This is a genomic window from Streptomyces sp. NBC_01216, from assembly GCF_035994945.1.
GTDB lineage: Bacteria > Actinomycetota > Actinomycetes > Streptomycetales > Streptomycetaceae > Streptomyces.
Genome location: NZ_CP108677.1, coordinates 6,200,154 through 6,227,135, shown reverse-complemented (window position 1 = coordinate 6,227,135; position 26,982 = coordinate 6,200,154). Strand labels below are relative to the sequence as shown.

At 71.9% G+C, this 26,982-nt stretch carries 23 protein-coding genes and 1 riboswitch; of the genes, 6 read left to right on the top strand and 17 right to left on the bottom strand.

Annotation, left to right across the window (positions count from 1 at the left end):
* Positions 1 to 36: 36 nt before the first annotated feature.
* The 7 genes from hisG to ribD all read right to left on the bottom strand — a co-directional run bounded on the left by hisG (position 37) and on the right by ribD (position 5,442).
* Entirely contained in the window at positions 37 to 885 is an 849-nt protein-coding gene (gene hisG / locus OG393_RS28045) for an ATP phosphoribosyltransferase (protein WP_327377468.1), read from the bottom strand.
* Between the two features lie 84 nt (positions 886 to 969).
* Positions 970 to 1,242: a phosphoribosyl-ATP diphosphatase gene (locus OG393_RS28040; protein WP_327377467.1), complete on the bottom strand. Its 273-nt coding sequence runs from the start codon at positions 1,240 to 1,242 to the stop codon at positions 970 to 972.
* Between the two features lie 76 nt (positions 1,243 to 1,318).
* Positions 1,319 to 1,804, bottom strand: a complete 486-nt coding sequence (ribH, locus tag OG393_RS28035) for a 6,7-dimethyl-8-ribityllumazine synthase (protein ID WP_327377466.1) — start codon at positions 1,802 to 1,804, stop codon at positions 1,319 to 1,321.
* Positions 1,805 to 1,833: 29 nt separating this feature from the next.
* The gene (locus OG393_RS28030; protein WP_327377465.1) at positions 1,834 to 3,111 is read right to left on the bottom strand and encodes a bifunctional 3,4-dihydroxy-2-butanone-4-phosphate synthase/GTP cyclohydrolase II; all 1,278 of its coding nucleotides are present in this window, start codon (positions 3,109 to 3,111) and stop codon (positions 1,834 to 1,836) included.
* Entirely contained in the window at positions 3,108 to 3,698 is a 591-nt protein-coding gene (locus OG393_RS28025; RefSeq protein ID WP_327378576.1) for a nicotinamide mononucleotide transporter family protein, read from the bottom strand. Before OG393_RS28025 ends, OG393_RS28030 begins: the two co-directional genes overlap by 4 nt.
* 44 nt (positions 3,699 to 3,742) lie before the next feature.
* Positions 3,743 to 4,351: a riboflavin synthase gene (locus OG393_RS28020; RefSeq protein ID WP_327377464.1), complete on the bottom strand. Its 609-nt coding sequence runs from the start codon at positions 4,349 to 4,351 to the stop codon at positions 3,743 to 3,745.
* Between the two features lie 2 nt (positions 4,352 to 4,353).
* Positions 4,354 to 5,442, bottom strand: coding sequence for a bifunctional diaminohydroxyphosphoribosylaminopyrimidine deaminase/5-amino-6-(5-phosphoribosylamino)uracil reductase RibD (ribD, locus tag OG393_RS28015; RefSeq protein WP_327377463.1), 1,089 nt, complete (start codon positions 5,440 to 5,442; stop codon positions 4,354 to 4,356).
* A 196-nt stretch (positions 5,443 to 5,638) separates the two neighbouring features.
* Positions 5,639 to 5,768, bottom strand: a riboswitch (FMN riboswitch).
* A gap of 300 nt (positions 5,769 to 6,068) precedes the next feature.
* On the opposite strand from ribD, the gene OG393_RS28010 reads away from it, so the two are divergent.
* Both OG393_RS28010 and OG393_RS28005 read left to right on the top strand, forming a co-directional pair.
* Entirely contained in the window at positions 6,069 to 8,423 is a 2,355-nt protein-coding gene (locus OG393_RS28010) for a chitinase C-terminal domain-containing protein (RefSeq protein WP_442817438.1), read from the top strand.
* Positions 8,424 to 8,573: 150 nt separating this feature from the next.
* Complete coding sequence (locus OG393_RS28005) at positions 8,574 to 9,335, top strand: SDR family oxidoreductase (RefSeq protein ID WP_327377461.1); 762 nt, start codon at positions 8,574 to 8,576, stop codon at positions 9,333 to 9,335.
* 18 nt (positions 9,336 to 9,353) lie between these two features.
* Here the strand turns inward: OG393_RS28005 and OG393_RS28000 are convergent, their stop codons facing one another.
* Complete coding sequence (locus tag OG393_RS28000; RefSeq protein ID WP_327377460.1) at positions 9,354 to 10,496, bottom strand: ROK family transcriptional regulator; 1,143 nt, start codon at positions 10,494 to 10,496, stop codon at positions 9,354 to 9,356.
* Positions 10,497 to 10,599: 103 nt separating this feature from the next.
* On the opposite strand from OG393_RS28000, the gene OG393_RS27995 reads away from it, so the two are divergent.
* The 3 genes from OG393_RS27995 (at position 10,600) to OG393_RS27985 (ending at position 14,249) form a co-directional block, all read left to right on the top strand.
* Positions 10,600 to 11,850 (top strand): MFS transporter, encoded by a 1,251-nt coding sequence (locus OG393_RS27995; RefSeq protein ID WP_327377459.1) that lies wholly within the window; start codon positions 10,600 to 10,602, stop codon positions 11,848 to 11,850.
* A gap of 101 nt (positions 11,851 to 11,951) precedes the next feature.
* Positions 11,952 to 13,355 carry a uracil-xanthine permease family protein gene (locus OG393_RS27990; RefSeq protein WP_327377458.1) on the top strand — a complete coding sequence of 468 codons (1,404 nt, stop codon included), beginning with the start codon at positions 11,952 to 11,954 and terminating at the stop codon, positions 13,353 to 13,355.
* 180 nt (positions 13,356 to 13,535) lie between these two features.
* Positions 13,536 to 14,249: a DUF5995 family protein gene (locus tag OG393_RS27985; RefSeq protein WP_327377457.1), complete on the top strand. Its 714-nt coding sequence runs from the start codon at positions 13,536 to 13,538 to the stop codon at positions 14,247 to 14,249.
* Between the two features lie 55 nt (positions 14,250 to 14,304).
* Here the strand turns inward: OG393_RS27985 and OG393_RS27980 are convergent, their stop codons facing one another.
* The 4 genes from OG393_RS27980 to OG393_RS27965 form a co-directional block, all read right to left on the bottom strand.
* Complete coding sequence (locus OG393_RS27980; RefSeq protein WP_327377456.1) at positions 14,305 to 16,014, bottom strand: flavin monoamine oxidase family protein; 1,710 nt, start codon at positions 16,012 to 16,014, stop codon at positions 14,305 to 14,307.
* Between the two features lie 61 nt (positions 16,015 to 16,075).
* Positions 16,076 to 16,882, bottom strand: coding sequence for a carbon-nitrogen hydrolase family protein (locus OG393_RS27975; RefSeq protein WP_327377455.1), 807 nt, complete (start codon positions 16,880 to 16,882; stop codon positions 16,076 to 16,078).
* A gap of 170 nt (positions 16,883 to 17,052) precedes the next feature.
* Entirely contained in the window at positions 17,053 to 17,508 is a 456-nt protein-coding gene (locus OG393_RS27970) for an Lrp/AsnC family transcriptional regulator (RefSeq protein WP_015032260.1), read from the bottom strand.
* A gap of 10 nt (positions 17,509 to 17,518) precedes the next feature.
* Positions 17,519 to 18,982, bottom strand: a complete 1,464-nt coding sequence (locus OG393_RS27965; RefSeq protein WP_327377454.1) for an amino acid permease — start codon at positions 18,980 to 18,982, stop codon at positions 17,519 to 17,521.
* A gap of 289 nt (positions 18,983 to 19,271) precedes the next feature.
* On the opposite strand from OG393_RS27965, the gene OG393_RS27960 reads away from it, so the two are divergent.
* Positions 19,272 to 20,354 carry a GDSL-type esterase/lipase family protein gene (locus OG393_RS27960; protein ID WP_327377453.1) on the top strand — a complete coding sequence of 361 codons (1,083 nt, stop codon included), beginning with the start codon at positions 19,272 to 19,274 and terminating at the stop codon, positions 20,352 to 20,354.
* Positions 20,355 to 20,666: 312 nt separating this feature from the next.
* Here OG393_RS27960 and OG393_RS27955 read toward each other — a convergent pair whose 3' ends face one another.
* The 5 genes from OG393_RS27955 to fmt all read right to left on the bottom strand — a co-directional run bounded on the left by OG393_RS27955 (position 20,667) and on the right by fmt (position 26,973).
* Positions 20,667 to 22,109 carry a GuaB1 family IMP dehydrogenase-related protein gene (locus tag OG393_RS27955; protein WP_327377452.1) on the bottom strand — a complete coding sequence of 481 codons (1,443 nt, stop codon included), beginning with the start codon at positions 22,107 to 22,109 and terminating at the stop codon, positions 20,667 to 20,669.
* Between the two features lie 286 nt (positions 22,110 to 22,395).
* Positions 22,396 to 23,442 (bottom strand): sugar-binding transcriptional regulator, encoded by a 1,047-nt coding sequence (locus OG393_RS27950; protein WP_327377451.1) that lies wholly within the window; start codon positions 23,440 to 23,442, stop codon positions 22,396 to 22,398.
* Positions 23,443 to 23,586: 144 nt separating this feature from the next.
* Positions 23,587 to 24,270: a ribulose-phosphate 3-epimerase gene (gene rpe / locus OG393_RS27945; RefSeq protein ID WP_327377450.1), complete on the bottom strand. Its 684-nt coding sequence runs from the start codon at positions 24,268 to 24,270 to the stop codon at positions 23,587 to 23,589.
* 224 nt (positions 24,271 to 24,494) lie between these two features.
* Positions 24,495 to 25,934 (bottom strand): RsmB/NOP family class I SAM-dependent RNA methyltransferase, encoded by a 1,440-nt coding sequence (locus tag OG393_RS27940; RefSeq protein WP_327377449.1) that lies wholly within the window; start codon positions 25,932 to 25,934, stop codon positions 24,495 to 24,497.
* A gap of 106 nt (positions 25,935 to 26,040) precedes the next feature.
* Entirely contained in the window at positions 26,041 to 26,973 is a 933-nt protein-coding gene (gene fmt / locus OG393_RS27935; protein ID WP_327377448.1) for a methionyl-tRNA formyltransferase, read from the bottom strand.
* Between the last annotated feature and the right edge of the window lie 9 nt (positions 26,974 to 26,982).

Genomic DNA, 26,982 nt, shown 5'->3' with positions numbered 1-26,982 from the left:
TGGTGCCGTGCCGTGTTCCTGTGCAGCCGTGCCGGGTCAGAGACGGCAGGCGTGGATGGCGGTCGTCAGAATCGCGCGGGCGCCCAGCTCGTACAGGTCGTCCATGATGCGCTGGGCTTCCTTGGCCGGGACCATGGCGCGGACCGCGACCCAGCCCTCGTTGTGGAGGGGTGAGATGGTCGGGGACTCCAGGCCCGGGGTGAGGGCGACGGCCTGCTCCAGGTGCTCGGCGCGGCAGTCGTAGTCCATCATCACGTAGGAGCGGGCGACGAGTACGCCCTGGAGGCGGCGGAGGAACTGCTGGACCTGCGAGTGGTCCTCCTCGGCACCGTCGCGGCGGATGACGACGGCCTCGGACTTGAGGATCGGCTCGCCGATGACCTCCAGGCCGGCGTTGCGCAGGGACGTGCCGGTCTCGACGACGTCCGCGATGATCTGGGCGACGCCCAGCTGGATCGCGGTCTCGACGGCGCCGTCCAGGTGCACGACTGAGGCGTCGATCCCCTGGTCGGCGAGGTGCTTGGCGACGATGCCCTCGTAGGAGGTGGCGATCGTCATCCCCCCGAAGTCCTCCGGGCCCTGGGCGGTGCCCGGACGGGTGGCGTAGCGGAAGGTCGAACGGCCGAAGTTCAGCGGAAGGATCTCGGCCGCGCTGGCGCCGGAGTCCAGGAGCAGGTCGCGGCCGGTGATGCCGATGTCGAGCTTGCCGGAGGCGACGTAGATCGCGATGTCCTTCGGCCGCAGGTAGAAGAACTCGACCTCGTTCTCGGGGTCGATGACGACGAGCTCCTTGGACTCCTTGCGCTGGCGGTAGCCGGCCTCATGAAGCATTGCCGACGCAGGTCCGGAGAGGGAACCCTTGTTGGGAACGGCGATGCGCAGCATGGGGTGAGCTTCCTTTGCCTGGGAGTTGCCGGGAGTTGCCGGGCGTTGTCGGGAGTTGCCGGGGGCGGCGGATGCCGGGTGCCCTCAGAGGTGGGCGTAGACGTCGTCGAGCGAGATCCCGCGGGCGACCATCATCACCTGGACGTGGTACAGCAGCTGCGAGATCTCCTCGGCGGCGGCTTCCTTGCCCTCGTACTCGGCGGCCATCCAGACCTCGGCGGCCTCCTCGACGACCTTCTTGCCGATGGCATGGACGCCCTTGTCCACGAGCTCCGCGGTGCGCGAGGTGGCGGGGTCGCCGGCCTTGGCCTTGAGCTCCAGCTCGGCGAAGAGCTCTTCGAAGGTTTTGTTCGCCATGATGGTCCTAAGAGTACGGGGTGCGACGGAGCGGGCGCGCGGCGCCTCCGGCGGAGGGGCGGGACTCCCGGGGGGCTCAGCGCCAGGGTTCGCTGACGGTGCGCAGCGTGGTCGCGGTGGCGACGGCGGCGGTGACGGCCTCGTGGCCCTTGTCCTCGTTCGACCCTTCGAGGCCGGCCCGGTCCAGGGCCTGCTCCTCGGTGTCACAGGTCAGGACGCCGAAGCCGACGGGTACGCCGGTGTCGATCGAGACCTGGGTGAGGCCGTTGGTCACGCCCTGGCACACGTACTCGAAGTGCGGGGTTCCGCCACGGATGACGACGCCGAGCGCGACGATGGCATCGTAGCCGCGACCGGCGAGGACCTTCGCCACCACCGGCAGCTCGAAGCTGCCGGGGACGCGCAGCAGTGTCGGCTCGTCGATGCCGAGATCGCTCAGGGCCCGCAGCGCGCCGTCGACGAGACCGTCCATGATCTTCTCGTGCCACTGCGCCGCGATGACCGCGACCCGGAGGTCGCTGCAGTTCTTCACGCTGAGGACGGGTGCGCCCTTGCCGCTCATGTCTCTCCTTGCCGATTTCTTCCGGTTACTTACTGGTTGCCGCAGGTGGAGGCCGGTCCGGCTTCCAGCCAGGGCAGGTCGTGCCCCATCCGGTCCCGCTTGGTGCGCAGGTAGCGGAGGTTGTGCTCGCCCGCCTGGACCGGCATGGGCTCACGGCCCTCGACCTTCAGGCCGTACCGGGTGAGGGCGGAGATCTTGTCCGGGTTGTTGGTCATGAGCCGCACGCTCCGGACGCCGAGGTCGCCGAGGATCTGCGCGCCGGCGGCGTAGTCGCGGGCGTCGGCGGGCAGGCCCAGCTCCAGGTTGGCGTCCAGGGTGTCGCGGCCCCGCTCCTGGAGTTCGTAGGCGCGGAGCTTGGACAGCAGGCCGATACCGCGTCCCTCGTGGCCCCGGAGGTAGACGACGACTCCGCGGCCGGACTCGGTGATCCGGTCCATGGACGCCTGCAGCTGGGGGCCGCAGTCGCAGCGCAGCGAGTGGAAGATGTCGCCGGTCAGGCACTCGGAGTGGACCCGGACCAGCACGTCGCGGCCGTCGCCGATCTCACCGTGGACGAGGGCGACGTGCTCGACTCCGTCGACGGTGGAACGGTAGCCGTACGCGGTGAAGTCGCCGTGGGCGGTGGGGAGCCTGACCTCTGCCTCGCGGCGGACGGTCGGCTCGGAGGAGCGGCGGTAGGCGATCAGGTCCTCGATCGAGATGATCGTCAGGCCGTGCTTGCGGGCGAAGGGGACGAGCTCGGGCAGGCGCAGCATCACGCCGTCCTCGCCGGCGATCTCCACGATGGCGCCGGCCGGGCGGAGGCCGGCGAGACGGGCGAGGTCGACCGCGGCCTCGGTGTGGCCGTTGCGGACCAGGACGCCGCCGGGCTTGGCGCGCAGCGGGAAGATGTGGCCGGGTCGCACGAAGTCGGACGGCTCGTGCTCGCCGCTCGCCAGCATCCGCAGGGTGGTGGCGCGGTCGGCGGCGGAGATGCCGGTGGTGACGCCGTGGGCGGGGGCGCCGTCGACGGAGACGGTGAAGGCCGTCCGCATCGACTCGGTGTTGTGCTCGACCATCTGCGGGAGCTGGAGGCGTTCCAGCTCCTCGCCCTCCATGGGGGCGCAGATCAGGCCGCGGCACTCGCTCATCATGAAGGCGACGACCTCGGGGGTCGCCTTCTCGGCGGCGATGACGAGGTCACCCTCGTTCTCGCGGTCCTCGTCGTCGACGACGACGACGGGACGGCCGGCGGCGATGTCGCGGACGGCTTGCTCGACGGGGTCCAGGGACAGGTCGGTGGCGTCCCAGAGCGGAAGCGCGCTCATGCCGCGGCTCCTTCCAGTGCGGGGGTCGTACGCGTCCTGAGCCACCAGTCGCGCATGCCCCAGATGACGAGGGCGAAGTAGATGACGTAGACCAGACCGGAGAAGGCGAGGCCGCTGTTGAAGGCGAGCGGGACGCCGACCAGGTCGACGAGGAGCCAGGCGAACCAGAACTCGACCAGGCCGCGGGCCTGGGCGACCATCGCGACGAGGGTGCCGACGAAGATGTACGCGTCGGCCCAGGGACTCCAGGACAGCGATGGGTAGAGCGTGAACAGTCCGCCGACCGCCAGCGTTCCGAGGACGGCGCCGGCCAGCAGGAGGACGCGCTCCTTCCAGTCGGCGAAGCGGACGGCGATGGAGCCGTCCTGGGCGTGTCGCTTGCCGCGGTTCCACCGCGACCAGCCCCAGGCGGCCACGGCGATGACCAGGATCTGCTTGCCGACACCGCCGCTGAGCTGCGCCGAGGCGTAGGCACCGACCAGGATCGCGCCCGAGAGCAGCTGCGCGGGCCAGGTGAGGATGGAGCGGCGCCAGCCGAGGGCGAGCGCGACCAGGCCGATGGTGTTGCCGATCATGTCGGACCACATGATGTGCTGACCGAGGACGGTGAACGCCTCGGAGTTGAGCCAGTTCACTTGACGTCCTCCCGTGCGTTCGGGCCGAGCAGTCGCTCGACGTACTTGGCGATGACGTCGACCTCGAGGTTGACCGGGTCGCCGCTCCGCTTGATGCCGAGCGTGGTCAGGGCGAGCGTGGTGGGGATGAGGCTGATGCTGAACCAGTCGTCGGCGGCGTCGACGACGGTGAGACTGACGCCGTCGACGGTGACCGAGCCCTTCTCGACGACGTAGCGTGAGAGGTGCGCGGGCAGGCCGATCCTGACGATCTCCCAGTTCTCGGACGGGGTCCGGTCCAGGATGGTGCCGGTTCCGTCGACGTGTCCCTGGACGATGTGCCCGCCGAGGCGGTCGCCGACCGCCATCGGGCGTTCGAGGTTGACCCGGGAGCCGACGTCGAGGGCTCCGAGCGAGGAGCGCCGGAGCGTCTCGGCCATCACGTCGGCGGTGAACTCGCCGTCGCCGGACTCGACGACCGTGAGACAGACGCCGTTGACGGCGATGGAGTCGCCGTGTTTGGCGCCGTCCGTGACGAGGGGGCCGCGGAGCCGGAAGCGGGCGGCGTCCTCCAGCTGCTCGACGGCGGTGACCTCACCCAGTTCTTCGACGATTCCGGTGAACACGCTCAGCGCTCCTTGGCGGTGGCAGGGGCAGGGGTGGCGGTGATCCGCAGGTCGGGTCCGACGCGGGCGGTCTCGGTCACGTCGAGGCGCAACGCGTCGGTGAGGGTGGTGATTCCGGCGTCGGCGAGGGCATGCGGGCCGGCGCCGAGGAGGACGGGGGCCAGGTAGCCGACGACCCGGTCGACGGCTCCCGCGGCGACGAAGGCGCCCGCGAGCGTCGGGCCGCCTTCGAGGAGGACGGAACGGACGCCGCGCTCGTGGAGGGCGGCGAGCAGGGCGGGTACGGACAGGCCGCGACCGTCGCGGGGAAGCCGGACGACGTCCGGCAGCGAGGTCTCGACGTCCTCGGCGACGGCGATCAGGGTGGGGGCGGTGGCGTCGAGGACCCGGGCGCCGGGCTTGACGGCGCTCGCCTCGGTGTCGACCACGACCCGCAGCGGCTGGACGGCGCCCTCGATGCCGCGGACGGCCAGGTGGGGGTCGTCGGCGCGGGCCGTTCCGGAGCCCACCACGACGGCGTCGGCCTCGGCGCGCAGCCGGTGGACGTCCGCGCGGGACTCGGCGGAGGAGATCCAGCGGGAGGTGCCGTCGGCGGCGGCGATCCGGCCGTCGAGGGTGGCGGCGTACTTCCACAGGACGTACGGCCGGCCGTGCCGGACGGAGGTGAGCCAGGCGATGTTGCCGGCTTCCGCCTCGTCCTCCAGCAGTCCGCCGAGAACGTGGACGCCGGCCGCGCGGAGGGTGTCCGCGCCGCCCGTGGCCTGCGGGTTCGGGTCGCCGACCGCGTACACGACCCGTTCGATCCCGGCTTCGATGAGGGCCTGCGCGCAGGGGCCGGTGCGGCCGGTGTGGTTGCAGGGTTCGAGGGTGACGTACGCGGTGCCGCCGCGGGCGAGGACGCCGGCCGCGCGCAGGGCGTGGACCTCGGCGTGGGGCCCGCCGGCGCGCTGGTGGTGTCCCTCGCCGACCTGGTGCCCGGAGGCGTCGAGGATGACGCATCCGACGACCGGGTTGGGGCTGGTGGAGCCGAGTCCGCGGGCGGCGAGCGCGACGGCTCGGCGCATGGCGTTCATGTCGGCTGGCGTTGCCACCGGGTCCTCCTGCCTCTTCGGGCACGGACTCCGGGGCCTGTCGATGACGACAGGGAGCGGGAAGGACACCTCGCGCGGGACGCCGAGGCCACGTACACCGCGTCGCCGCGATCGCCGGAGGACCGGCTGCCGACCGGGGTGTCCGGCCGTCGCGACCAGCGGAATACGGCCGACGTACCCGTGAAGGGGTCGCCCGCCGCGCACTGCCTCCCATCCGGACTTTCACCGTCGGTCCAGGAATCCCACCTGGTCAACCGGCCGCTGGCTGCGGACGGGTCGCGGACTATACCGCCGGTTCGGAATTACACCGACCCCGGAGTGCGCTGCTGCTGATACAGGGCCAGTGTGCCACGGACGCCGGTCGACCATGCGGGTGAGGTGCTGTGGGCTGGATCACAGCATGCCATGAACCCATCAGATCCCTCCTATATGGTCCAGACCTATTGACGCACTGGTCTAGTCCTCTTAATCTCCGTTTCACCTCCGAGGTACGGCCCGCCGGCGTGCGCACTCCACGGGCCCAACACGACCCACCCCCTTGTTCGTTGTGTTCGGCCCACACCCCCTACGCCCTGGGGGTGTGGTGGTACCCCCTATCCAGGAGGAAACCGATCGTGTTGTCCCCCATGAAGGCGAGAGCCTCGCTGCTCGCGTCCGGCGCGGCCGTCGCCGGGCTGCTGCTCAGCTCGCTCTCCGGCGGCGTCTCGTACGCCGCCGACAACGAGTCCTGTCGCCCCGACGGCCTGTACAAGACACCCGGCGTCGACGTGCCCTACTGCTCGGTCTACGACACCGCGGGCCGCGAGAAGATGGGCACCGACCACCAGCGCCGGGTCATCGGCTACTTCACCGGCTGGCGTACCGGCAAGAACGGCGAGCCGGCCTATCTCGCCAACAACATCCCGTGGGACAAGATCACCCACATCAACTACGCCTTCGGACACATCGGTTCCGACAACAAGATCTCCGTCGGCGGTGACGGGCCGGACAACGCGGCCACCGGGATGACCTGGCCTGGTGTCGCCGGCGCCGAGATGGACCCCGCCCTGCCGTACAAGGGCCACTTCAACCTGCTGACCAAATACAAGAAGCAACACCCGAACGTCAAGACCCTGATCTCGGTCGGCGGCTGGGCGGAGACCGGCGGCTACTTCGACGACGGCGGCGCCCGGGTGAACTCCGGCGGCTTCTACTCCATGGCCACCAACGCCGACGGTTCGGTCAACCAGGCCGGGATCGACACGTTCGCGGACTCGGCCGTGGCGTTCATCAAGAAGTACGGCTTCAACGGCGTCGACATCGACTACGAATACCCGACGACGATGAAGGACGCGGGCAACCCGCTCGACTGGCAGCTGGCCAACGGCCGCCGCGCCGGACTCGTCAAGGGCTACGCGGTGCTGATGAAGTCGCTCCGCGAGAAGCTCGACCGGGCCGGCGCCGCCGACGGCAAGCACTACCTGCTGACCGTCGCCGCACCCTCCTCCGGCTACCTGCTGCGCGGCATGGAGACCTTCCAGATGCAGCGGTACCTGGACTACGTCAACATCATGTCCTACGACCTGCACGGCGCCTGGAACGAGTACGTCGGCCCCAACGCCTCGCTCTTCGACGACGGCAAGGACGGCGAGCTGGCCGCCGCCAACGTCTACGGCTCCTCGCAGTACGGCGGCATCGGCTACCTCAACACCGACTGGGCCTACCACTACTTCCGCGGCTCGATGCCGGCCGGCCGGATCAACATCGGGCTGCCCTACTACACCCGCGGCCACAAGAACGTGCAGGGCGGCACGGACGGCCTGTGGGGCAAGGCGAGCGCGGCCACCTGCCCGGCCGGCTCCGGCCTGACCAAGTGCGGTGACGGCGCCGTCGGCATCGACAACCTGTGGCACGACAAGGACACCAACGGTGTCGAGTCCCCCGCGGGCTCCAACCCCATGTGGCACGCCAAGAACCTCGAGAAGGGGATCGTCGGCGACTACGTCACGCGGTACGGCTTCCCGGCGAACACCACGCTGACCGGCACCTACGCCCGCAAGTACGATTCGACGCTGGTCGCGCCGTGGCTGTGGAACGCCCAGAAGAAGGTCTTCCTCTCCACGGAGGACGAGCAGTCGGTCGCCGCGAAGGCGGACTACGTCGTGGACCGCGGCATCGGCGGCACCATGGTCTGGGAGATGGCGGGCGACTACGCCTGGAACGCCACCAAGGGCCAGTACGAGATGGGCTCCACGCTCACCTCGCTGATGTACGACAAGTTCAAGACCGCCGCCCCGTACGGCGCGAAGAAGTCCCACGCGACGCTGCCGACGCAGGCCGTGAACGTGGGCGTGGAGTTCACCGAGTTCAAGCTCGGCGACTCCAACTACCCGATCACCCCCAAGATCAAGATCACCAACAACACGCAGACCGCGCTGCCGGGCGGCACGGAGTTCCAGTTCGACTACGCGACCGCCGCTCCGGGCAACGCCTCCGACCAGTCCGGCTTCGGCACCAAGGTGATCAGCAGCGACCACACGGGCAGCAACGTGGGCGGCCTCAAGGGCGACTTCCACCGGGTCTCCCTGAAGCTCCCGGCCTGGCAGTCGCTCGCGCCCGGCGCCACCGTGGACCTCGCGTTCAACTACTACCTGCCGGTGTCCACGCCGTCGAACTGGACCGTGAACATCAACGGCACCGCCTACGCGCTCGCCGGCGACCTGGCGCGCGGCACGACGGTGGTGGAGCCGGGCGGTTCGACGCCCACCACCCCGCCGACCACGCCTCCCACCACCCCGCCGACGACCCCGCCCACCACGCCTCCGACGACCCCGCCGGGCGGCACCTGCACCGCGCCCGCGTACGTCGCCGGGACGGTCTACACCGGGGGCAGCGAGGTGTCCCACCAGGGCCACACCTGGAAGGCCCAGTGGTGGACGCAGAACGAGGAGCCGGGCACGACCGGCGCCTGGGGCGTCTGGAAGGACCTCGGCGCCTGCTGAACGAGCCGGTGAGCCGGTGAGCCTCCCCGGTCACGGTGAGCCGCACGACGCCCGGCGGCGGTTCTCACGGCCCTTGCCGCCGCCGGGTCCACCCCGCGTTCGCCGCGGTCCGCGTGTGCGGGCCGCGGCGAACGCGTCCACGCTGGAGACATGACCACGATCCTGGTGACCGGCGGCACGGGCACGCTGGGACGCCCCGTCTGCGACCGGCTGCGCGCGGACGGACACGAGGTGCGCGTCCTGAGCCGGCACTCCCCGCCCTACGCCGTGGACCTGCGCCGCGGCGGACCGCTGGTGGACCGCGCGGTCCGCGGCGCGGACGCGATCGTCCACTGCACGAACATCCTGCGGGGCGACGAGGCGGCGGCGCGACAGCTGATCGAGGCCGCCCACCGGACCGGCGGCCGCCCCCACCTGGTGTACATCTCCATCGTCGGCGTCGACCGGGTGCCGCTGGGCTACTACCGCGCCAAGTACGCCGTGGAACGGATGGTCCGGCAGTCCGGGCTCGGCTGGACCATCCTGCGGACGACGCGGTTCCACGACCTGGTCCTCCGGCTCCTCGAAGCACTGGCCCGGCCGCCGGTGATGATGCTGCCCAAGGCCCTGCGCGACCAGCCGCTCGAGGTCACCGAGGCCGCCGCGCGGCTGGCCGAACTCGCGGCGGGAGGTCCGGCCGGCCGGGTGGCGGACATGGGCGGGCCGGAGATCCTCGGCTTCACCGATCTGGCGGTCGCGTACCTGGAGGCCGCCGGCCGCACGCGGCGGCTGGTGGAGACACCGCTGCCCGGCCGGGTGTACCGGGACCTGCGCCTCGGCGCCCACCTGGCCCCGGAGTCGGCGGTCGGCCGCGTGACGTTCGCGGAGTTCCTGGCGCGGCGCTTCGCGAACCCGACCGCGGCAGGCTCCTGAACCGCCGGGCATCCCCCGTCAGCCGGCCTGACCCAGGGGGCCGAAGAGATCGTCCTGGGCCGCGTCGCGGGCCGCCAGCAGGGCACCGCGCAGCACGGCCTGGTCGCCCAGCTCCGTGGGGCGGACCTCGGTGCGCAGCGGCGACAGGCGGGCCAGTCGTTCCTCCACGCGCGCCGCGAGGGCCGCGCCGCCCGCGTGGCCGGTCTCGCCGCCGAGGACCACACGGCCGGGGTCCAGGACGGAGACGACGGCCGCCGCGCCGACGGCGAGGCGCTCCGCCAGCGCGTCGAGGAACGGGCCGTCGCCCGAGGTGAGCGCCGTACGCGGGTCGAGGCCGTGCCGGACGGCGAGGGCGTCGACCGCCGCCACGCAGGCCAGCTCGTGGAAACCGCCCGCGCAGTCGCCCGCCGAGGGCAGCCCGGTACTGCCCGGCACGGGCAGGAAGCCGATCTCACCGGCACCGCCCGAGGCACCCCGGCGCAGCCGCCCGTCCAGCACGACGGCGGCGCCGACGCCCTGACCGAGCCAGAGCAGGACGAAGGTGTCGTGATCGCGCACCGCGCCCACCCGCTGCTCGGCGACGGCCGCCAGATTGGTCTCGTTCTCGACGAGGACCCGCGCCGGCAGCCGCTCCCGGAGCGCGAGCACCAGGCTCCGGTGCCAGGCGGGAAGCTGGGCGGTGTCGTTCAGCCGTCCGGTCGCCGGATCGATGAGTCCGGGCGCGCCGATCCCGACGCTGTGCAGCGCCCCGGCTCCCGCCTCCTCCGCCGTCCGTTCGAGCAGCGAGACCGCCTGCTCGACCGCGGCGGCCGTCGTCGTCCCGTCCACGACCGGGAGGGACGCCTCGCCGAGGGTGGCGCCGAGCAGGTCGGCGACCACGACCGAGACGGAGCGGGTGCGCACGTCGAGGGCCGCGAGATGGGCACGGTCGGCGACGATCCCGTAGAGCCGGGCGTTGGGGCCGCGCCGGGCCGCGCCGGACTCCCCGACGACCCGGACGAGACCGGCCCCGCGGAGCCGTTCGACGAGGTCGGCGACGGTGGGCCGGGACAGCCCGGTCAGGGTTTTCAGCTGAGTCGCCGTCAGCGGCCCCTCGTCCTGGAGCAGTCGCAGGGCGAGCCGGTCGTTGATGGCCCGGGCCGTGCTCGGAGATGCGGGCATGACGGGAATCCTCTCAGACGTCCGACCAGGGGGTTCCGAGGCCCTTCTATTTATCAGGCAGGGTCCCTGATAGTTTACGCGACACCACACCGAGGGAGGGCCCATGACGGGCGAGACCGTCTTCAGCACCGAGCGGATCCGGCGCGCGCGCCTCGCAGTCGCCGCCGTCTTCTGCGTCCACGGCGCCGTCACCGGCAGTTTCGCCACCCGCATCCCGTGGATCGCCGATCACGCCGGGGTCGGCGCCGGTCAGCTGGGGCTCGCGCTGGCCTTTCCCGCGATCGGCGCCTCGCTCACGATGCCGCTGGCGGGCGCCGTCAGCCACCGTCTCGGAGCCCGCACCGCCCTGCGCGGCCTGCTCGCACTGTGGACCCTGTCCCTCGCCCTGCCCTCACTCGCGCCGAACGTCTACGGCCTGTGCGCGGCGCTGTTCGTCTACGGCGCGACCGCGGGCATGTCCGACGTGGCGATGAACGCGCTCGGCGTCGAGGTGGAGGACCGACTGGGAAAGTCGATCATGTCGAGCCTGCACGGCATGTGGAGCGTGGGCGCCCTGCTCGGCTCCGCCGCCGGCACGGTCGCGGCCCATCTCGGTGGGGACGCCCGCGCCCACCACCTGATCGCGGCACTCGTCCTGACGGCGCTCGGGCTGCTCTTCTGCCAGGGCGTCCTCGATCTGCGGAGCACGCCCGAGGAGGAGCCGCCGCCGCGCTTCTCACTGCCGCCGAAGTCAGCCCTGATCATCGGCGCGGTCGGCTTCTGCGGGGTCTTCGCCGAGGGCGCGAGCCTGGACTGGTCGGCGGTCTACCTGCGCGACGAGCTGGGCTCGTCGGCCGGCGTCGCGGCGGCCTCCACCACGGCGTTCGCCCTGACCATGGCGCTCGCGCGACTGGCCGGCGACCGGGTGGTGGACCGCTTCGGGCCGGTGCGGACCGTACGGACCGGCGGCGTCGCCGCGACGGCCGGCGGACTGCTGGTGGTCCTCGCCCCGCACCCGGCCCTCGCGATGACGGGATTCGGGCTCATCGGTCTCGGTGTGGCGGCCGTGGTCCCGCTCGCCTTCGCCGCCGCCGGGCGCAGCGGCCCCAACCCCAGCCAGGCCATCGCGGGCGTCGCCACCATCACCTACACCTCGGGGCTCATCGCGCCGTCGGCGATCGGCGGTATCGCCGACGCGACCTCCCTCACGTTCTCCTTCGGACTGGTGACACTGCTGGCCCTCGGCCTCGTGGCGGGGGCCGGGGTGCTCCGGCGGAGCTCCCGGACGACATCGGCGCCGACCGGCACGGGCCGGGCGGGTGCCGAGGGGGCCGCGGGACGTTCGGCGAGCGCCGGCCCGAGCCCTTGGACATAGGGAGCGTGCCGCGACCCCGCCGGCCGGGGCCGCCTACCCTGTAGCCGATCTTCACGCGGCCACGACACGGCCACCCGAACCGGCGGACTGGAGCCCTTCCGATGAACCTCGGCGTGCGCTGGACACTGCACGGCGACGGGCGGACACCCGCTCCGGGAGCCGTCGTCCGACCGGACGAGCGGCTGTCCTGGCCCCGCACGGTGGGCCTCGGTGCGCAGCATGTGGTCGCGATGTTCGGGGCGTCCTTCGTCGCGCCGGTGCTCATGGGACTCGACCCGAACCTCGCGATCATGATGTCAGGTGTCGCGACGGTGATCTTCCTGCTCGCGACCCGCGGCAGAGTGCCCAGCTACCTGGGATGTTCGCTCTCGTTCGTCGGCGTCGCCGCGGCGATCCGTGCCTCGGGCGGCACCAGCGCGACCGTCACCGGCGCGGTGTTCGTCGTCGGCGGAGTGCTGTTCCTGGCGGGTCTGGCGGTGCGCAGGTTCGGCGCGCGGATCATCCACGCGGCGATGCCCCCGATCGTCACCGGCGCCGTGGTCATGCTGATCGGGTTCAACCTCGCGCCGGTCACGGCCTCCGCGTACTGGCCGCAGGACCAGTGGACGGCACTGCTGGTGATGCTGTTCACCGGCCTTGCCGTCGTCTGCCCGCGCGGGTTCTGGTCGCGCGTGGCGATCTTCCTCGGTCTGATCTTCGGCTATGCCGTCTCCTGGCTCTTCGACCTCGTCTTCGGCAGGATCCACTCGGTGTCGGCGGGCGGAGAGGTCACGGACCACTGGCGACTGGACCTGTCCACCGTCTCCCAGGCCGACTGGATCGGCCTGCCGTCCTTCCACGCGCCCGCGTTCGAATGGTCGGCGATCCTGGTCGCACTGCCCGTGGTGATCGCCCTGATCGCGGAGAACGCCGGGCACGTCAAGGCGGTGGGCGAGATGACCGGCGACCCGCTCGACGACGAACTGGGCACCGCGATCGCGGCCGACGGCGCCGCGTCGATGCTCTCCACGGCCGTGGGCGGCCCGCCGAACACCACGTACTCCGAGAACATCGGCGTCATGGCCGCCACCCGCGTCTACTCCACCGCCACCTACTGGGCCGCGGCGGGATTCGCCCTGCTCTTCGGCCTCTGCCCGAAGTTCGGCGCGGTCGTCGCGGCGATCCCGGGCGGCGTCCTCGGAGGCATCACGGTGATCCTCTACGGCATGATCGGCCTGCTCGGCGCCCAGATCTGGGTCAACGCGAAGGTGGACCTGCGCAACCCGCTCAACCTGGTGCCGGCCGCGGCGGGCATCATCATCGGGGTGGGAGGCGTGAAGCTGACCTTCACCGACACCTTCGAACTGGGCGGCATCGCGCTCGGCACCCTCGTGGTCATCACCGGATACCACCTGCTGCGGGCCTTCGCCCCGCCACACCTCAAGCTGCCCGACCCGACGGCCGGCGCCGGCGCGTACGACGGCGGCGACGGCAGCGACGGCGAGGAGTCGGCCGCCCGGTCCTGAGGATCTTCCGTGACCGTCGGACCTCGGTGCCTCGGTCGTGGGGCCTCGGTCCTGAGGGCCGTCCCGCTGTCCTCGGGCGTCGGTCCGGTGAGTCCGGACGGCGTCGCGGCGTTCGCCCGTTCTGGGGAAGCCCGGCCGGGACGGTTCCCTCGCCGCCCCGACTGCTGGAACGCTGCCCCCATGGCGCAGACCCAGCAGAGCGGGACCGGGTACATCGGGCAGTTCACGGCGGTCGACCCCGTGGTGGACCGGATGCGGAGCCTTCGTTCGGCCTGGCATCCCGCCGACGGGGTGGCGGTCTTCAACCGGGTGTACCTGACGGTGACGGAGGAGATCGGCCGGGCCATCGAGGCGGGCACCTTCGCCGACCGGCGGGCCGCCGCCACTCTCGACGTCCGCTTCGCGGAGCGCTATCTGGCGGTGGTCGACGCGGTCGCCGACGGCGGGTGCGCGCCCGCCTGCTGGCGGCCCCTCTTCCAGTACCGGCGGCACCCCGGCGTGCGGCCCCTGCAGTTCGCGCTGGCCGGGATCAACGCCCACGTCGGGCACGACCTGGCGCTGGCGGTGGTGGACAGCTGCCGGTCGCTGGGCTGCGCGCCCGCGGAACTGGAGGACGAGTTCGACCGCGTCGGCGAGATCCTCGTCCTCCTGGAGGAGCGCATCCGCGAGGAGCTGATGCCGGGTCCCGACCTGCTGGAGATCGCGGACCCGCTGACGCACCTGCTGGGCTGCTGGAGTCTGGACCGGGCGCGCGACGGGGCGTGGCTCGCCGCGCGGTCGCTGTGGCAGCTGCGTGTCCTACCCGACCTGGCCGAGGAGTTCCGGGAACGCCTCGACCGGTCGGTGGGTCTGGTGGGGCGGATGCTGCTGACGCCGCTCGCACGGTGCGGCTGACCGCTCTCGCGGCCGCTCGCGCACCGGTGCTGTCCGCCCCACACCCCCAACGGCGTCAGTCCTCCGGAAGTTCCACGGGGGCGATCTCGTCGTAGACGTCGCCGGGTCCCGGGTTGGTGGCGTCGGTCGTGCCGCCGAAGTGGTGCATGACGCCCCACACCGCGTTCAGCGCGGTCTGCACGGCGCCCTCGGCCCAGCCGGCCGTCCAGGAGATGTCGTCGCCGGCGAGGAAGATGCCCCGCTTGTCCTCGGGCAGCCGGTCCTGCATGAAGTGCGTGAACAGGCGCCGCTGGTAGCGGTAGTGGCCCGGCAGATTGGCCTTGAAGGCCCCCATGAAGTAGGGCTCGTTCTCCCAGGACACGGTCACCGGGTTGCCGATGATGTGCTTGCGGATGTCGACCTTCGGGTAGATCTCGCCGAGCGACTTCAGCATGACCTCCATCCGCTCGTTCGCGGACAGCGGCAGCCACTTCAGGCTGTCGTCGCACCAGGTGTACGACAGGCAGATGACGGCCGGCTTGTCCGGGCCGTCGTCGAGGAGGTAGGTGCCGCGGGTCATCCGGTCGGTCAGCGTCATCGACATGACGTCGCGGCCGGTCGGGTTGCCCTCGTCGTCGACGGCCTCGTCCAGCCAGAACGGACGGTCGACCGGCACGAAGAGCTTGCTCGACTCCATGTAGTGGGTCCGCTCGATCGCCGTCCAGTGGTCGATCGGGAAGAGCGAGTCGTCGCAGGCGATCTTGGACAGCAGCATCCAGGACTGCGCCGTGAAGATCGCCGCCCGGTAGGTGCGGATGTCGCCCGAGGCGTCGGTGACCGTGATCCGGTTGCCGGCGGTGCGGTTGAGCCGGGTGACGGCGGGCTTGGGGTCACCCTCGTGCAGGGACCGGAGCGAGGTGCCCTGCGCCCAGTGGACGATCTTCTCCGGCTCGCGCTCCCACAGCCGCACCGGCAGCTGCTGCGAGCCTCCGACGATGCCACGGTGGTGGTCGTCGGCCTCGGTGTAGACGACGCGGAGGATCTCCAGGATGGAGTTCGGGAAGTCGGTGTCCCAGCCGCCGGTGCCGAAGCCGACCTGGCCGAATATCTCGCGGTGCCGGAAGGACTTGAACGACTCCGACTCGCAGAGGAAGCCGTAGAAGGTCTGGTTGTCGAGCTTCTCGACCAGCTTCGCCCAGATCTCGCGGATGCGCGGGACGTCCCGCTCGCGCATGGCCTGGTTCATGTCGGAGAAGTCGGCGCCCTCGTCCAGGCAGGCGTTCCACGCCGCGGCGACGTCACGGTAGACCTGGGGCAGGTCGTCGACGGTCTCGGCGTAGTGCGACTCGCCCTTGAGGTCGACGACGGTGGACGGGGTCGACTCGGCCAGCGGGTTCGGGAACGGCGTGGTCCGCAGCCCGACCAGGTCGATGTAGTGCTGCAGCGCGGTGGAGGAGGGCGGGAACCGCATCGCGCCCATCTCGGCGGTCAGTCCCTCGGTACCGGTGCCCTCGAAGCCCACGGTGCGCAGCCGACCGCCGATCTGGTCGGCCTCGTAGACGACGGGCTTGAGGCCCATCTTCATCAGTTCGTAGGCGGCGATGACACCGGAGAGCCCACCGCCGATGACGGCGACCTCGGCACCGTGCTCGGTCGCCGGTACCTGGCCGAGACCGGCCGGGTGGGCCAGGAAGTCGTCGTAGGCGTAGGGGAAGTCCGGACCGAACATCGTGATCGGCGGCTGCGCGTCGGTGTGCTGGACAGCGGTGGGCACCGTGGACGTCATGGGGTACGGACTCCTTGCGGGGAAAGGCTGGTGAGGGGAGGCGGGAGGGGCGCGGGGGCGGTCAGACGAGGGAGCCGTAGAGGCGGGGACGGCGGTCGCCCAGGTAGGGGTTGTCCGCGCGGGAGGCCGCCAGCAGTTCGGCGTCGACCTCGCCGATGACCAGGTCGTCACCGCGGCCGGCGCGGGCGCGGGCGGTGCCGTCGGGACCCGCGAGCGTGGACAGGCCGACGAACTCGAAGTCGCCCTCGGCACCCGTCCGGTTGGCGTAGGCCACGTACATCTGGTTCTCGAAGGCCCGCACGGGGACGACGGACTCGGCCACGACCTCGGCGGGGTGCATGAGCGCGGTGGGCACGAGGAGGAGGTCCGTCCCGGCCAGTGCCTGTGCCCGGACGTTCTCCGGGAACTCGACGTCGTAGCAGATCATCAGGCCGACCCGGAGCCCGGCGAGCTCCGCCTGGACTACGACGTCGTCGCCGGGCGTGAACCACTGGTGCTCGAAGGCGCCGTAGAGATGGGTCTTCCGGTACCGCAGGAGGGTCTCGCCGTCGGGGCCGAAGACCTGGGCCGCGTTGTAGAGGACCCCGTGCCGGCCGGTGTCGCGCTCCGGGTAGCCGTACCCGACGGCCAGGCCGTGGCGGACGGCGATGGCCGCGACGGCGCGGGCGGAGGGTCCGTCCGCCGGCTCGGCGAGACGGGCCAGGTCGGCGCCGATGGCGTATCCGGTCAGGAACAGTTCGGGAGCCAGGAGCAGCCCGCTCCCGGCGGCGGCTGCGCGGGCGGCGGCCTCGTCGAGGATCTTCAGGTTGGCGGCCACGTCACCGGGCTCACCGGAGCTCTGGAGCAGGGCGGTGCGCAGCGCGGGCATGGGCGATCCTCGGGGGTCCGGAGTACAGGGGGAAGACGTCAAAAACGGTACGGTTCCGGGCTCGGCCGCGACAAGGCGCGACCGTTGCGGACCGACCGCCGAACCGTTGCGCGATCCGCCTCGGCAGCGGCGATTCGTTGCGCGTCCTCGCGCCCCCCGCGACGGAAGGGCTACGCGGGTGAGCCGGAGGAGAAGCGCCGCAGCAGCGGCGACAGCACCAAGACCGACTTGGTGCGCTCGACGAACGGCTCGCCCGCGATGCGCTCCAGGACCCGCTCGAAGTGGCGCATGTCGGAGGCGAAGACCTGTACGACGGCGTCCGCGTCGCCGGTGACGGTCGACGCGGACACCACCTCGGGGTACCGCTCCAGCCCTCGCCGGATGTCGTCCGGCGAGGTGTTGTGGCGGCAGTAGATCTCGACGAACCCCTCCGTCTCCCAGCCGAGCGCCGCCGGGTCCACCCGTACGGTGAAGCCGGTGATCGCGCCCTCGGCCCGGAGCCGGTCCACGCGCCGCTTCACGGCGGGCGCGGAGAGCCCGACGAGCGAGCCGATGTCGGCGTACGAACGGCGGGCGTCCTCCGCGAGGGCGTGGACGATGCGTTCGTCGAGGTCGTTGAGTCGCACTACGGGTGGATCACTTCTCTGCGGAGGCCAGTCGGGAGCGGCGCATGCCGTACAGGAAGTAGAACACGAGGCCCACGGCCATCCAGCCACCGAAGACCATCCAGGTGGTGGCTCCCAGACGGAACATGTTGAAGACACAGAATCCGAAGCCCAGGAGGGGGAAGAGCCAGCCGAGCGGCACCCGGAAGGTGCGCTTCATGTCCGGGCGCGTCCGGCGCAGGACGACGACGGCGATGTTGACCAGGGCGAAGGCGAAGAGCGTGCCGATGCTGGTGGCGTCGACGAGCTGGCCGAGCGGGATGGCCGCCGCGAGGGCGCCGCAGAACAGGGACACGATGACGGTGTTCACACGGGGGGTGCCGGTCCGGGCGTCGACCTTGCCGAAGACCTTCGGCACGAGGCCGTCCCGCGACATGGCGAACAGGACACGGGTCTGGCCGTAGAGGACTGTCAGGACGACGCTGGCGATCGAGATCACGGCGCCGGCGGCCAGCAGGGTGCCCCAGAACGCCTGTCCGCTGGCATCGTGCATGATCGCGGCGAGCGATGCCTCGGAGCCCTCGAAGTCCTTCCAGTTCCACGCGCCGACGGCGACGGCGGCGACCAGGACGTAGAGGGTGGTGACGATGATCAGCGAGAGCATGATGGCCCGCGGCAGGTCGCGCTGCGGGTTCTTCGCCTCCTCGCCCGCGGTGGAGGCCGCGTCGAAGCCTATGTACGAGAAGAAGAGGCTGGCGCCCGCTGCGCTGACCCCGGCCATGCCGAGCGGCATGAAGTCGGCGTAGTTGCCGGACTCGAAGCCCATGAAGCCGATGGTGCAGAACAGCACGAGCGCGGCGATCTTCACGATGACCATGATCGTGTTGGCGCGGGCGGACTCCCTGGCTCCACCGAGCAGGAAGACCATCGCGAGCAGGACCACGACCAGCGCGGGCAGGTTGACGATGCCGCCCTCGCCCGGCGCGGAGGAGAGCGCCTCGGGGATGGTGACGCCGATGGTCCCGTTCAGCAGCTCGTTGACGTACTCGCCCCAACCGACGGCCACCGCCGCCACCGAGACGCCGTATTCCAGGACGAGGCACCAGCCGCAGACCCAGGCGACGAATTCACCCATCGTTGCGTACGCATACGAATAGGAGGAGCCCGCCACCGGAATGGTGCCGGCCAGCTCCGCGTACGAGAGGGCGGAGAACAGAGCCGTCAGACCCGCGATGACGAAGGCCAGCGTGACGGCGGGGCCGGCCTGTGGCACGGCGTCGCCGAGGACGACGAAGATCCCGGTGCCGAGGGTGGCACCGATGCTGATCATGGTCAGTTGCCACATCGACAGGGAGCGGCGAAGGCTGCCGCCCTCACCCTTGCCCCCCTCTTCGACCAGCAGTTCCACCGGCTTGCGCCGGAAGAGGGCGGAGAGCGCGGACGCCTTGGGGACGGTCGGCTCGGTGGCCGGCGGGGCTGCGCCTTGATCCAGCACTGCGGGGGCTCCTTGATCGCTGCCTGTCGGGGGTGCGACGACCGCGACGGAGCGCGGGCATGACGAAGAGACCCGCGAGGGAGGGGGACCGCCGAGCAGGCGGTCGCCGCCACTCCTGGTACGAGGCATGAGCCTAAGCGCCAGAGCTTCGCACTCGTAATGCAGAGATGTTGCGCATCTACGGATGATCATTGCGCGCTGGCGGCGGACACGGGGAAACATTGCACCCCACCGCATGAATCCACTCCTCAGGGGTGTGAACCGCCCTCTTCCTGCGCATGGACTCCTCATGCCCGATGACCCGCGCCGCGTGTACCCGGCGACACCTCGAACGGACAGCCCGGCGGGCTGGCTCGCCCCGCATGCCTTCCTGCGCGGCACGGCCTGGTTCGACCGCGGACGCGCGGTGCGCGCCGATCCCGGCGACCTGGCGCGGCTGCCCTGGGACATCGCCGAGCGGGCCGCGCTGCCCATCGGCGTACGGGTCGAGTTCGAGGCGGCGCCGGGCACCCGGGCGGTCGAACTGCGCTACCGCGCGACGGTGCCCGGCAGCGGGGACGCCTTACGGTCCCTGCGCCACTGCTTCGCCCTGTGGCGGGACGGGCGGCGGGTCGGCGAACTGTTCACCGAGCCGTCCGAGGAGTCCACGGTCAGCCTCCGGCTTCCGCCCGGCGGAGGCGCGTTCACGGTCCACCTGCCGGAGAGTCAGGCGCCCGTGGTCCTCGGCCTGCGGGCGGTGGGCGGCGCGATCGCCCCCGCGCCCTCGCGGCCCCGCTGGCTGGTGCACGGGGACTCGATCACCGAGGGCTGGTGGTCGACCCGGCCCGCGCACGCCTGGCCGGCCGTGGCCGGCCGGATTCTGGACCTGGACACGGTCAACCTCGGGTTCGCGGGCGGGGCGCGCGGCGAGCTGCCGCTGGCGGAACAGCTGGCGAGCCTTCCGGGCGAGCTGCTGACCCTGGCCTTCGGCACCAACTGCTGGGGGGTGGTGCCGTGTTCGGCCTCGCTCCTCTACGAGACGACCCGGTCGTTCGTGACACTCGTACGCCGGGGGCACCCGGACACCCCCCTCCTCGTCCTCTCCCCCGTCCTGCGCCCCGCGGCCGAGACCACACAAAACGCCCTGGGGGCGACACTCGCGGACCTGCGCGCCGCGATGGAGGAGGCGGTCCGGGACCTCGTCGCGGCGGGCGACCCGCGTCTCGTGCTGCTGCCCGGTCTCCCCCTGCTCGGGCCGGACGACCTCGCCGACGGCCTGCATCCGCACGACGGCGGCCATGAGCGCCTGGCGGCGGCCGTCGCGGACACCCTGCGGGAATCCGGGTTCGCCGGCCAGGCCGGCTCGGCCCTCGCCCTGGGACGGAGCGCCTGAGAGCCTGTCGGGTGGCCTTCGATCGACAGGCGGACGCGACTGGTGCGGGCGATCCCAAGGCGCCGGGACGCCGCGGTAGCGGATCTACCGGGGCATCCCGGCAACGCAGGCAGCGTGCGTGCCAGGGCGTGACCGCCCGGTCAGAGGCCACCCGACAGGCTCTGAGAGCGGCGGGGCGGGCCGTACGGATGCGGCCGCGGTCCCGACGGCCGCGGGCTCCCCGGGAATCATTCCCGGGGAGCCCGCGGCCGTCGGGACCGCCTCGGTGCGGGGCCGGCCCGCGGGCGCCCGTACCGAGGCGGTCCCTGGGGCTCAGCTCCAGCTGGCGTGCAGCGGCTTGCCCTCGGCGTAGCCGGCGGCGCTCTGGATGCCGACGACGGCCTTCTCCTCGAACTCGGCGAGCGAGGCGGCCCCCGCGTAGGTGCAGGAGGAACGGACGCCCGCGATGATCGAGTCGATCAGGTCCTCCACGCCCGGACGGGCCGGGTCGAGGAACATCCGGGAGGTCGAGATGCCCTCCTCGAAGAGACCCTTTCGGGCACGGTCGTACGCCGACTCCTCGCTCGTACGGTTGCGCACGGCGCGGGCCGAAGCCATCCCGAAGGACTCCTTGTAGAAGCGCCCGTGCGCGTCCTGCTGCAGGTCGCCCGGGGACTCGTAGGTACCGGCGAACCAGGAGCCGATCATGACGTTGGAGGCGCCGGCGGCGAGGGCCATGGCGACGTCGCGCGGGTGGCGGACACCCCCGTCGGCCCAGACGTGCTTGCCGAACTTCGCGGCCTCGGCCGCGCACTCCAGGACGGCCGAGAACTGCGGGCGGCCGACACCGGTCATCATCCGGGTGGTGCACATGGCGCCGGGGCCGACACCGACCTTGATGATGTCCGCGCCGGCCTCGATCAGATCGCGGACGCCCTCGGCGGCGACGATGTTGCCCGCGACGATCGGCACCTGCGGGTCGAGCCCGCGCACGGCCCTGATCGCGGCGATCATCGATTCCTGGTGGCCGTGCGCGGTGTCGACGACGAGGGTGTCCACCCCGGCGTCGAGGAGCTGCTTGGCCTTGCCGGCCACATCACCGTTGATGCCCACGGCGGCGGCGATGCGCAGCCGGCCGCGGGCGTCGGTGGCGGGCGTGTAGAGGGTCGCGCGGAGCGCGCCCTTGCGGGTGAGGATGCCGGCCAGGCGCCCGTCCTCGTCGACGGCCGGGGCGTAACGGCGGTTGGCCTGGTCCAGGGTGTTGAAAGCCTCACGCGGGTCGATGCCGGCGTCGAGGAGCAGCAGGTCCCTGGACATGACCTCGGACAGCTGGGTGAAACGGTCCACACCGGACAGGTCGGCGTCGGTGACGACCCCGACCGGGCGGCGGTCCTCGTCGACGACGACGCCGGCGTCGTGGGCCCGCTTGGGCAGCAGCGAGAGCGCGTCGGCCACGGTCTGGTGCGGGGCGAGCTCGATGGCGGTGTCCAGGACGTGGTGACGGCTCTTCACCCACGACACGACGTCGGTGACGACCTCGATCGGGATGTCCTGGGGGATGACGACGATGCCGCCGCGGCGGGCGACGGTCTCGGCCATCCGGCGGCCGGCGATCGCGGTCATATTGGCCACGACCAGCGGGATCGTCGTGCCGGTGCCGTCAGGCGAGGAGAGGTCCACCGCCTGGCGGGAACCCACGGCCGAGCGGCTCGGCACCATGAACACATCGTCGTACGTCAGGTCGTACGGCGGCTTGACGTCATTGAGGAAACGCACGTGCTGAACATCCAGTCGTTCGGAGTGGCCCCTAGGCATTTCAGCCAGGGGAAAAAGCACGTAGTTCATTGTCCCACGCACCCGGGCATACCAGTCCCGCGCGATTCATCCGAGGCTTCCGGCAGCGGCTTCGTCGGATCCTCCGAAGGCACGGTGGGGAAGGGGCCGCCGCGCCGACCGGAGATGCCCGGAGGCGCGGCGGGCACGGCAGCGCGGCCGAGCAGGCCGCTCGGGCCGGTTCGGCACGGGCCGGGGGCGCGGAACGCCGCCGCGCCCGGTGGGCCGGTCAGACGCCGTCCGGGTCCTTGCGGTCCAGGGCGGGGCGCGGGCCGGGGGCCTCCGTCAGCAGGTGGTCCGCGGCGGCGCGGTCGGTGACCAGGCTGGTCACGAGGCCCGAGCGGAGCACCGCCCCGATCGCCGCCGCCTTGCGCTGCCCGCCGGCGATCGCGACGACCTCCGGGATCCGGCGCAGCCGGTCGGCTTCGACGGTGATGCAGCGCTCGCCCAGGTCACGGCCGACCCGGCGCCCCTCGGAGTCGAAGAGGTGCGCCGACATCTCGGCGGCGACGCCGAGGGAGGCGTAGTGCGCGCGCTCCTGGTCCGTCAGCATGTCGTGCACCGTGGAGATGCCGGGCTCCCAGGAGCCGATGGAGACGCAGGCGACGGTGACCTTGTCGAAGTACTCGAAGGCCCGCGCGATACCCGTCTGGTCCCTCAGGGCGGCGGCGGTCGCCGGGTCCGGGAGCAGCATGGGCGCGTAGATGGGGTGCGCCTCGCCCCCCGAGACCTGGGCGGCGCGCCGCACCGCCTCGACCGAGCCGCGCTCCGCCGTACCCGCGTCGTACACGCCGGTGAGCTGCACGACCGTGCAAGGCGGCAGCCGGTCGAGGGCGGCGGCCATGTGGATGGTGGAACGCCCCCAGGCCAGGCCGAGGACGTCGCCCTCGGTGACCAGCTCGCCGAGCAGGTCGGCCGCGACCTCGCCGAGGTTCTCCGGGTCGGGCGATTCGTCCTCGCCCTCCGCCGGAGACTCGACGACGACGGCGTGGCGGAGCCCGAAGCGGGCGCGGAGCGCGTCGGAGCGCTCCGCGTCGAGTTCGGCCGGTACGCGGATCTCGATGCGCACGAGGTCGCGTTCGAGGGCGGTCTCCAGGACCCGGGCCACCTTGAAGCGGCTGACCCCGAACTCCTCGGCGATCTGGATCTTGGACTTGCCCTCGAGGTAGAAGCGGCGGGCCATCGCCGCCGCCTGCACCAGCTCCGCGGGTCCCATCCGCAGGGCTGACCGTCCCGCTGAGATACCCGCCACCGCGATCTCCTCACTGCTGTTCACGTACCGCTGATCACATACTGCTCACGCACGGATGGTTCGCATACTGCTGTTCACACTCTGGACTCACCGTTCATCCTGTCAGATCCGGCGGCCCTTGATCAGGCCTGCCGGCGCTCCGACGGACCGCGTTCATCTACCGGAGGCTCAATGGCCACACGCCCACGCCGCGGACGCGGTGGCCGACTCCGCGGCGGCGCGCAGCGAGCGGACCGCCTGGGCCGGGTCCGCGGCACCGTACACGGCCGACCCGGCGACGAAGACGTCGGCGCCGGCCTCGGCGCAGCGTTCGATGGTGGACTCCGCGACACCGCCGTCGACCTGGAGCCACAGTTCGAGGCCGTGCTTGGAGATCAGCTCACGGGTGCGGCGGATCTTGGGGAGCATGATGTCGAGGAAGGACTGCCCCCCGAAGCCGGGCTCGACCGTCATGATCAGCAACATGTCGAGCTCGGGGAGCAGGTCCTCGTAGGGCTCGATGGGCGTCGCGGGCTTGAGCGCCATCGACGCCCGCGCCCCCTTGGCCCGGATCTCCCGCGCCAGCCGCACAGGCGCGGCGGCGGCCTCCACGTGGAAGGTGACGGACCCGGCCCCGGCCTCCACGTACCGCGGGGCCCAGCGGTCGGGGTCCTCGATCATGAGGTGGCAGTCCAGCGGGGTGTCCGTGGCCCGGCTGAGCGACTCCACCACCGGCACGCCCAGGGTCAGATTGGGCACGAAGTGGTTGTCCATCACGTCGACGTGGAGCCAGTCGGCACCGTCGACGGCCTTCGCCTCCTCGGCGAGGCGGGCGAAGTCCGCGGACAGGATGCTGGGATTGATCTGCGCCATGTGCCAAGCCTGCCATGCTCTTGGGCACTTCTTTGCCGCTGCGGCGTTTCGTGTGCGGTTCCGTGCGATCCGACGGGACCGGAGGCCATGACAGGACGGACAATCCCGGCCTTTCGCCGCCGGTGACGGCGAGCGGGCGCCTGTCGTCCGCGTGGAGCACGCCGGGGACGGCCCGGCGGTGCGCCACACGGACGTCCACGGGACCGCCCGAGCGGAGACCGCCGTCAGGCGGTACGCCGCAGCAGCGCCAGGTACATCGCGTCCGTGCCGTGCAGATGCGGCCACAGCTGGACGTCGGGGCCGTCGCCCAGCGCGGGCACCGCGGACATCAGGGGCCGCGCGTCGATCCATTCGGCCTCCACGACCGGGCCGCCGCGGCCCTTGAGGACGTCCTCGACCACGACGCGCGTCTCGGCCAGATGCGGCGAGCAGGTCGCGTAGCCGACGACGCCGCCGACGCGGACGGCCTGGAGGGCCTCCCGCAGCAGTCCGCGCTGGAGTGGGGCGAAGCCGTCCAAGTCCTCCGGGCGGCGGCGCCAGCGGGCCTCCGGACGGCGACGGAGGGCCCCGAGACCCGAGCAGGGCACGTCCATGAGGACCCGGTCGAAGGAGCCGGGGCGCCAGGGCGGGCGGGTGCCGTCCGCGGCGATGACCTGGTACGGGCCGGGATTTCCCGCCAGAGCCCGTTCGACGAGCCGGGCCCGGTGCGGCTGCCTCTCGGAGGCCAGCAGGACCGCTCCGCGCTCAGCGGCCAGCGCGCCGAGCAGCGCGGCCTTGCCCCCGGGGCCCGCGCACCCGTCGAGCCAGCGCTCGTCACGGCCCTCCAGGGGCGCGGCGGCGAGGGCGATCGCCACCAGCTGGCTGCCCTCGTCCTGCACGCCGGCGCGGCCCTCGCGCACGGCCTCCACGGCGCCGGGCTCACCGCCTTCGGACAGCCGGACGGCGTACGGCGACCAGCGTCCGGGCAGGGTGTCCTCGCCGAGCAATTCGTCGGTGGTCGCGCGGCCGGGACGGGCCACGAGGGTGACCTCGGGGCGCTCGTTGTCCGCCTCCAGGAGGTCCTCGATGCCGGCCCGCCCGCCGCCGAGGGCGTCCCAGAGCGCGGAGACCACCCAGCGGGGATGCGAGTGGACGACGGCCAGGTGGTCCTCGGCGTCGTCCTCGTAGGGCGGGGCGACACGCTGCACCCAGGTGTCGAGGTCGTGCTGCGCGATCTTCCGCAGGACGGCGTTCACGAACTTGGCCCGCCCGTCGCCGAGGACCACCCGGGCCAGCTCCACGCTCGCCGAGACGGCCGCGTGCGTCGGGATGCGTGTCGCGAGCAGCTGGTGGGCGCCGAGCGACAGCACGTCGAGCACCGGCGGATCGACCTCGCGCAGCGGCCGGTCGATGCACGAGGCGACGATCGCGTCGTACGTGCCCTGGCGGCGCAACGTGCCGTACACCAGTTCCGTCGCGAGCGCCGCGTCCCGCCCGTCGAACTTCTCCGGCCCCTCCTTCTCCCGCGCCTTCTTCAGCAGCGGCGGCAGCACCAGGTTCGCGTAGGCGTCCCGCTCGTCGACCGCCCTGAGCGCCTCGAAGGCGAGGATCCGGACCGGATCCTTCTTGGGGCGTCGGTACGGTTTGGGGGGACGCGGGGTACGGCGCTGTGCCTGCTCGCTCAAAAGGTGCTCCGCTGACGAAGTGAGAAAGGTCGAACCCTCCAAGCCTACGTCCGCGGCGGGGCCTCCCCCGCCGCCCGGGAACGGCCGGCCCCGCGCACCGGGACCGTCAGACGCCGACGCGCTCGCCCGGGGCGATCCGGACGCCGCGCGCCCAGTCCGCGGCCCGCATCGGCTTCTTGCCCTGCGGCTGGACCCAGAGGAGTTCGACGGCGTAGGAGCCGGTACCGACGAACACGTTGTTCTTGCCGGCCGCGAGCTCGCCGGGCGCCAGGTCGGTGCGGTCGGGCACCGGCAGGGCGTGGATCAGCTTGAGGCGCTCGCCGCGGAACAGGGTCCAGGCGCCCGGGGCCGGCGTGCAGGCCCGCACCAGCCGGTCGACCCGCAAAGCGGGGGCGTTCCAGTCCACGTGGGCGTCCTCGACCTGGATCTTGGGTGCCTGCGTGATGCCGTCGGCCGGTTGCGGAACGGCCTGGAGGCTGCCGTCCTCGATGCCGTCCATGGTCGCGGAGAGCAGCCCGGCGCCCGCGAAGGCGAGCCGGGTGAGCAGGTCGCCGCTCGTGTCGGTGGGCCGGACGTCCTCGGTGATCACACCGTAGACCGGGCCGGAGTCGAGCCCTTCCTCGATGAGGAACGTGGAGGCGCCCGTCACCTCGTCGCCGGCCAGCACCGCGTGCTGCACGGGGGCCGCGCCGCGCCACGCGGGCAGCAGCGAGAAGTGCAGGTTGACCCAGCCGTGGGCGGGCACGTCGAGGGCGACGCGGGGCAGCAGCGCGCCGTAGGCGACGACAGGGCAGCAGTCCGGGGCGATCTCGCGCAGCCGCGCCAGGAAATCCTCGTCCCGGGGCTTCGCGGGCCGGAGCACCTCGATGCCGGCCTCCTCCGCGCGCTGGGCGACCGGGCTCGCGACGAGTCGCCGGCCGCGGCCCGCGGGGGCGTCGGGCCGGGTGACGACGGCGGCCACCTCGTGCCGGCCGGAGGAGATCAGGGCGTCCAGGGCGGGTACGGCGACCTCGGGGGTGCCTGCGAAGACGAGCTTCATCGGTGGCTG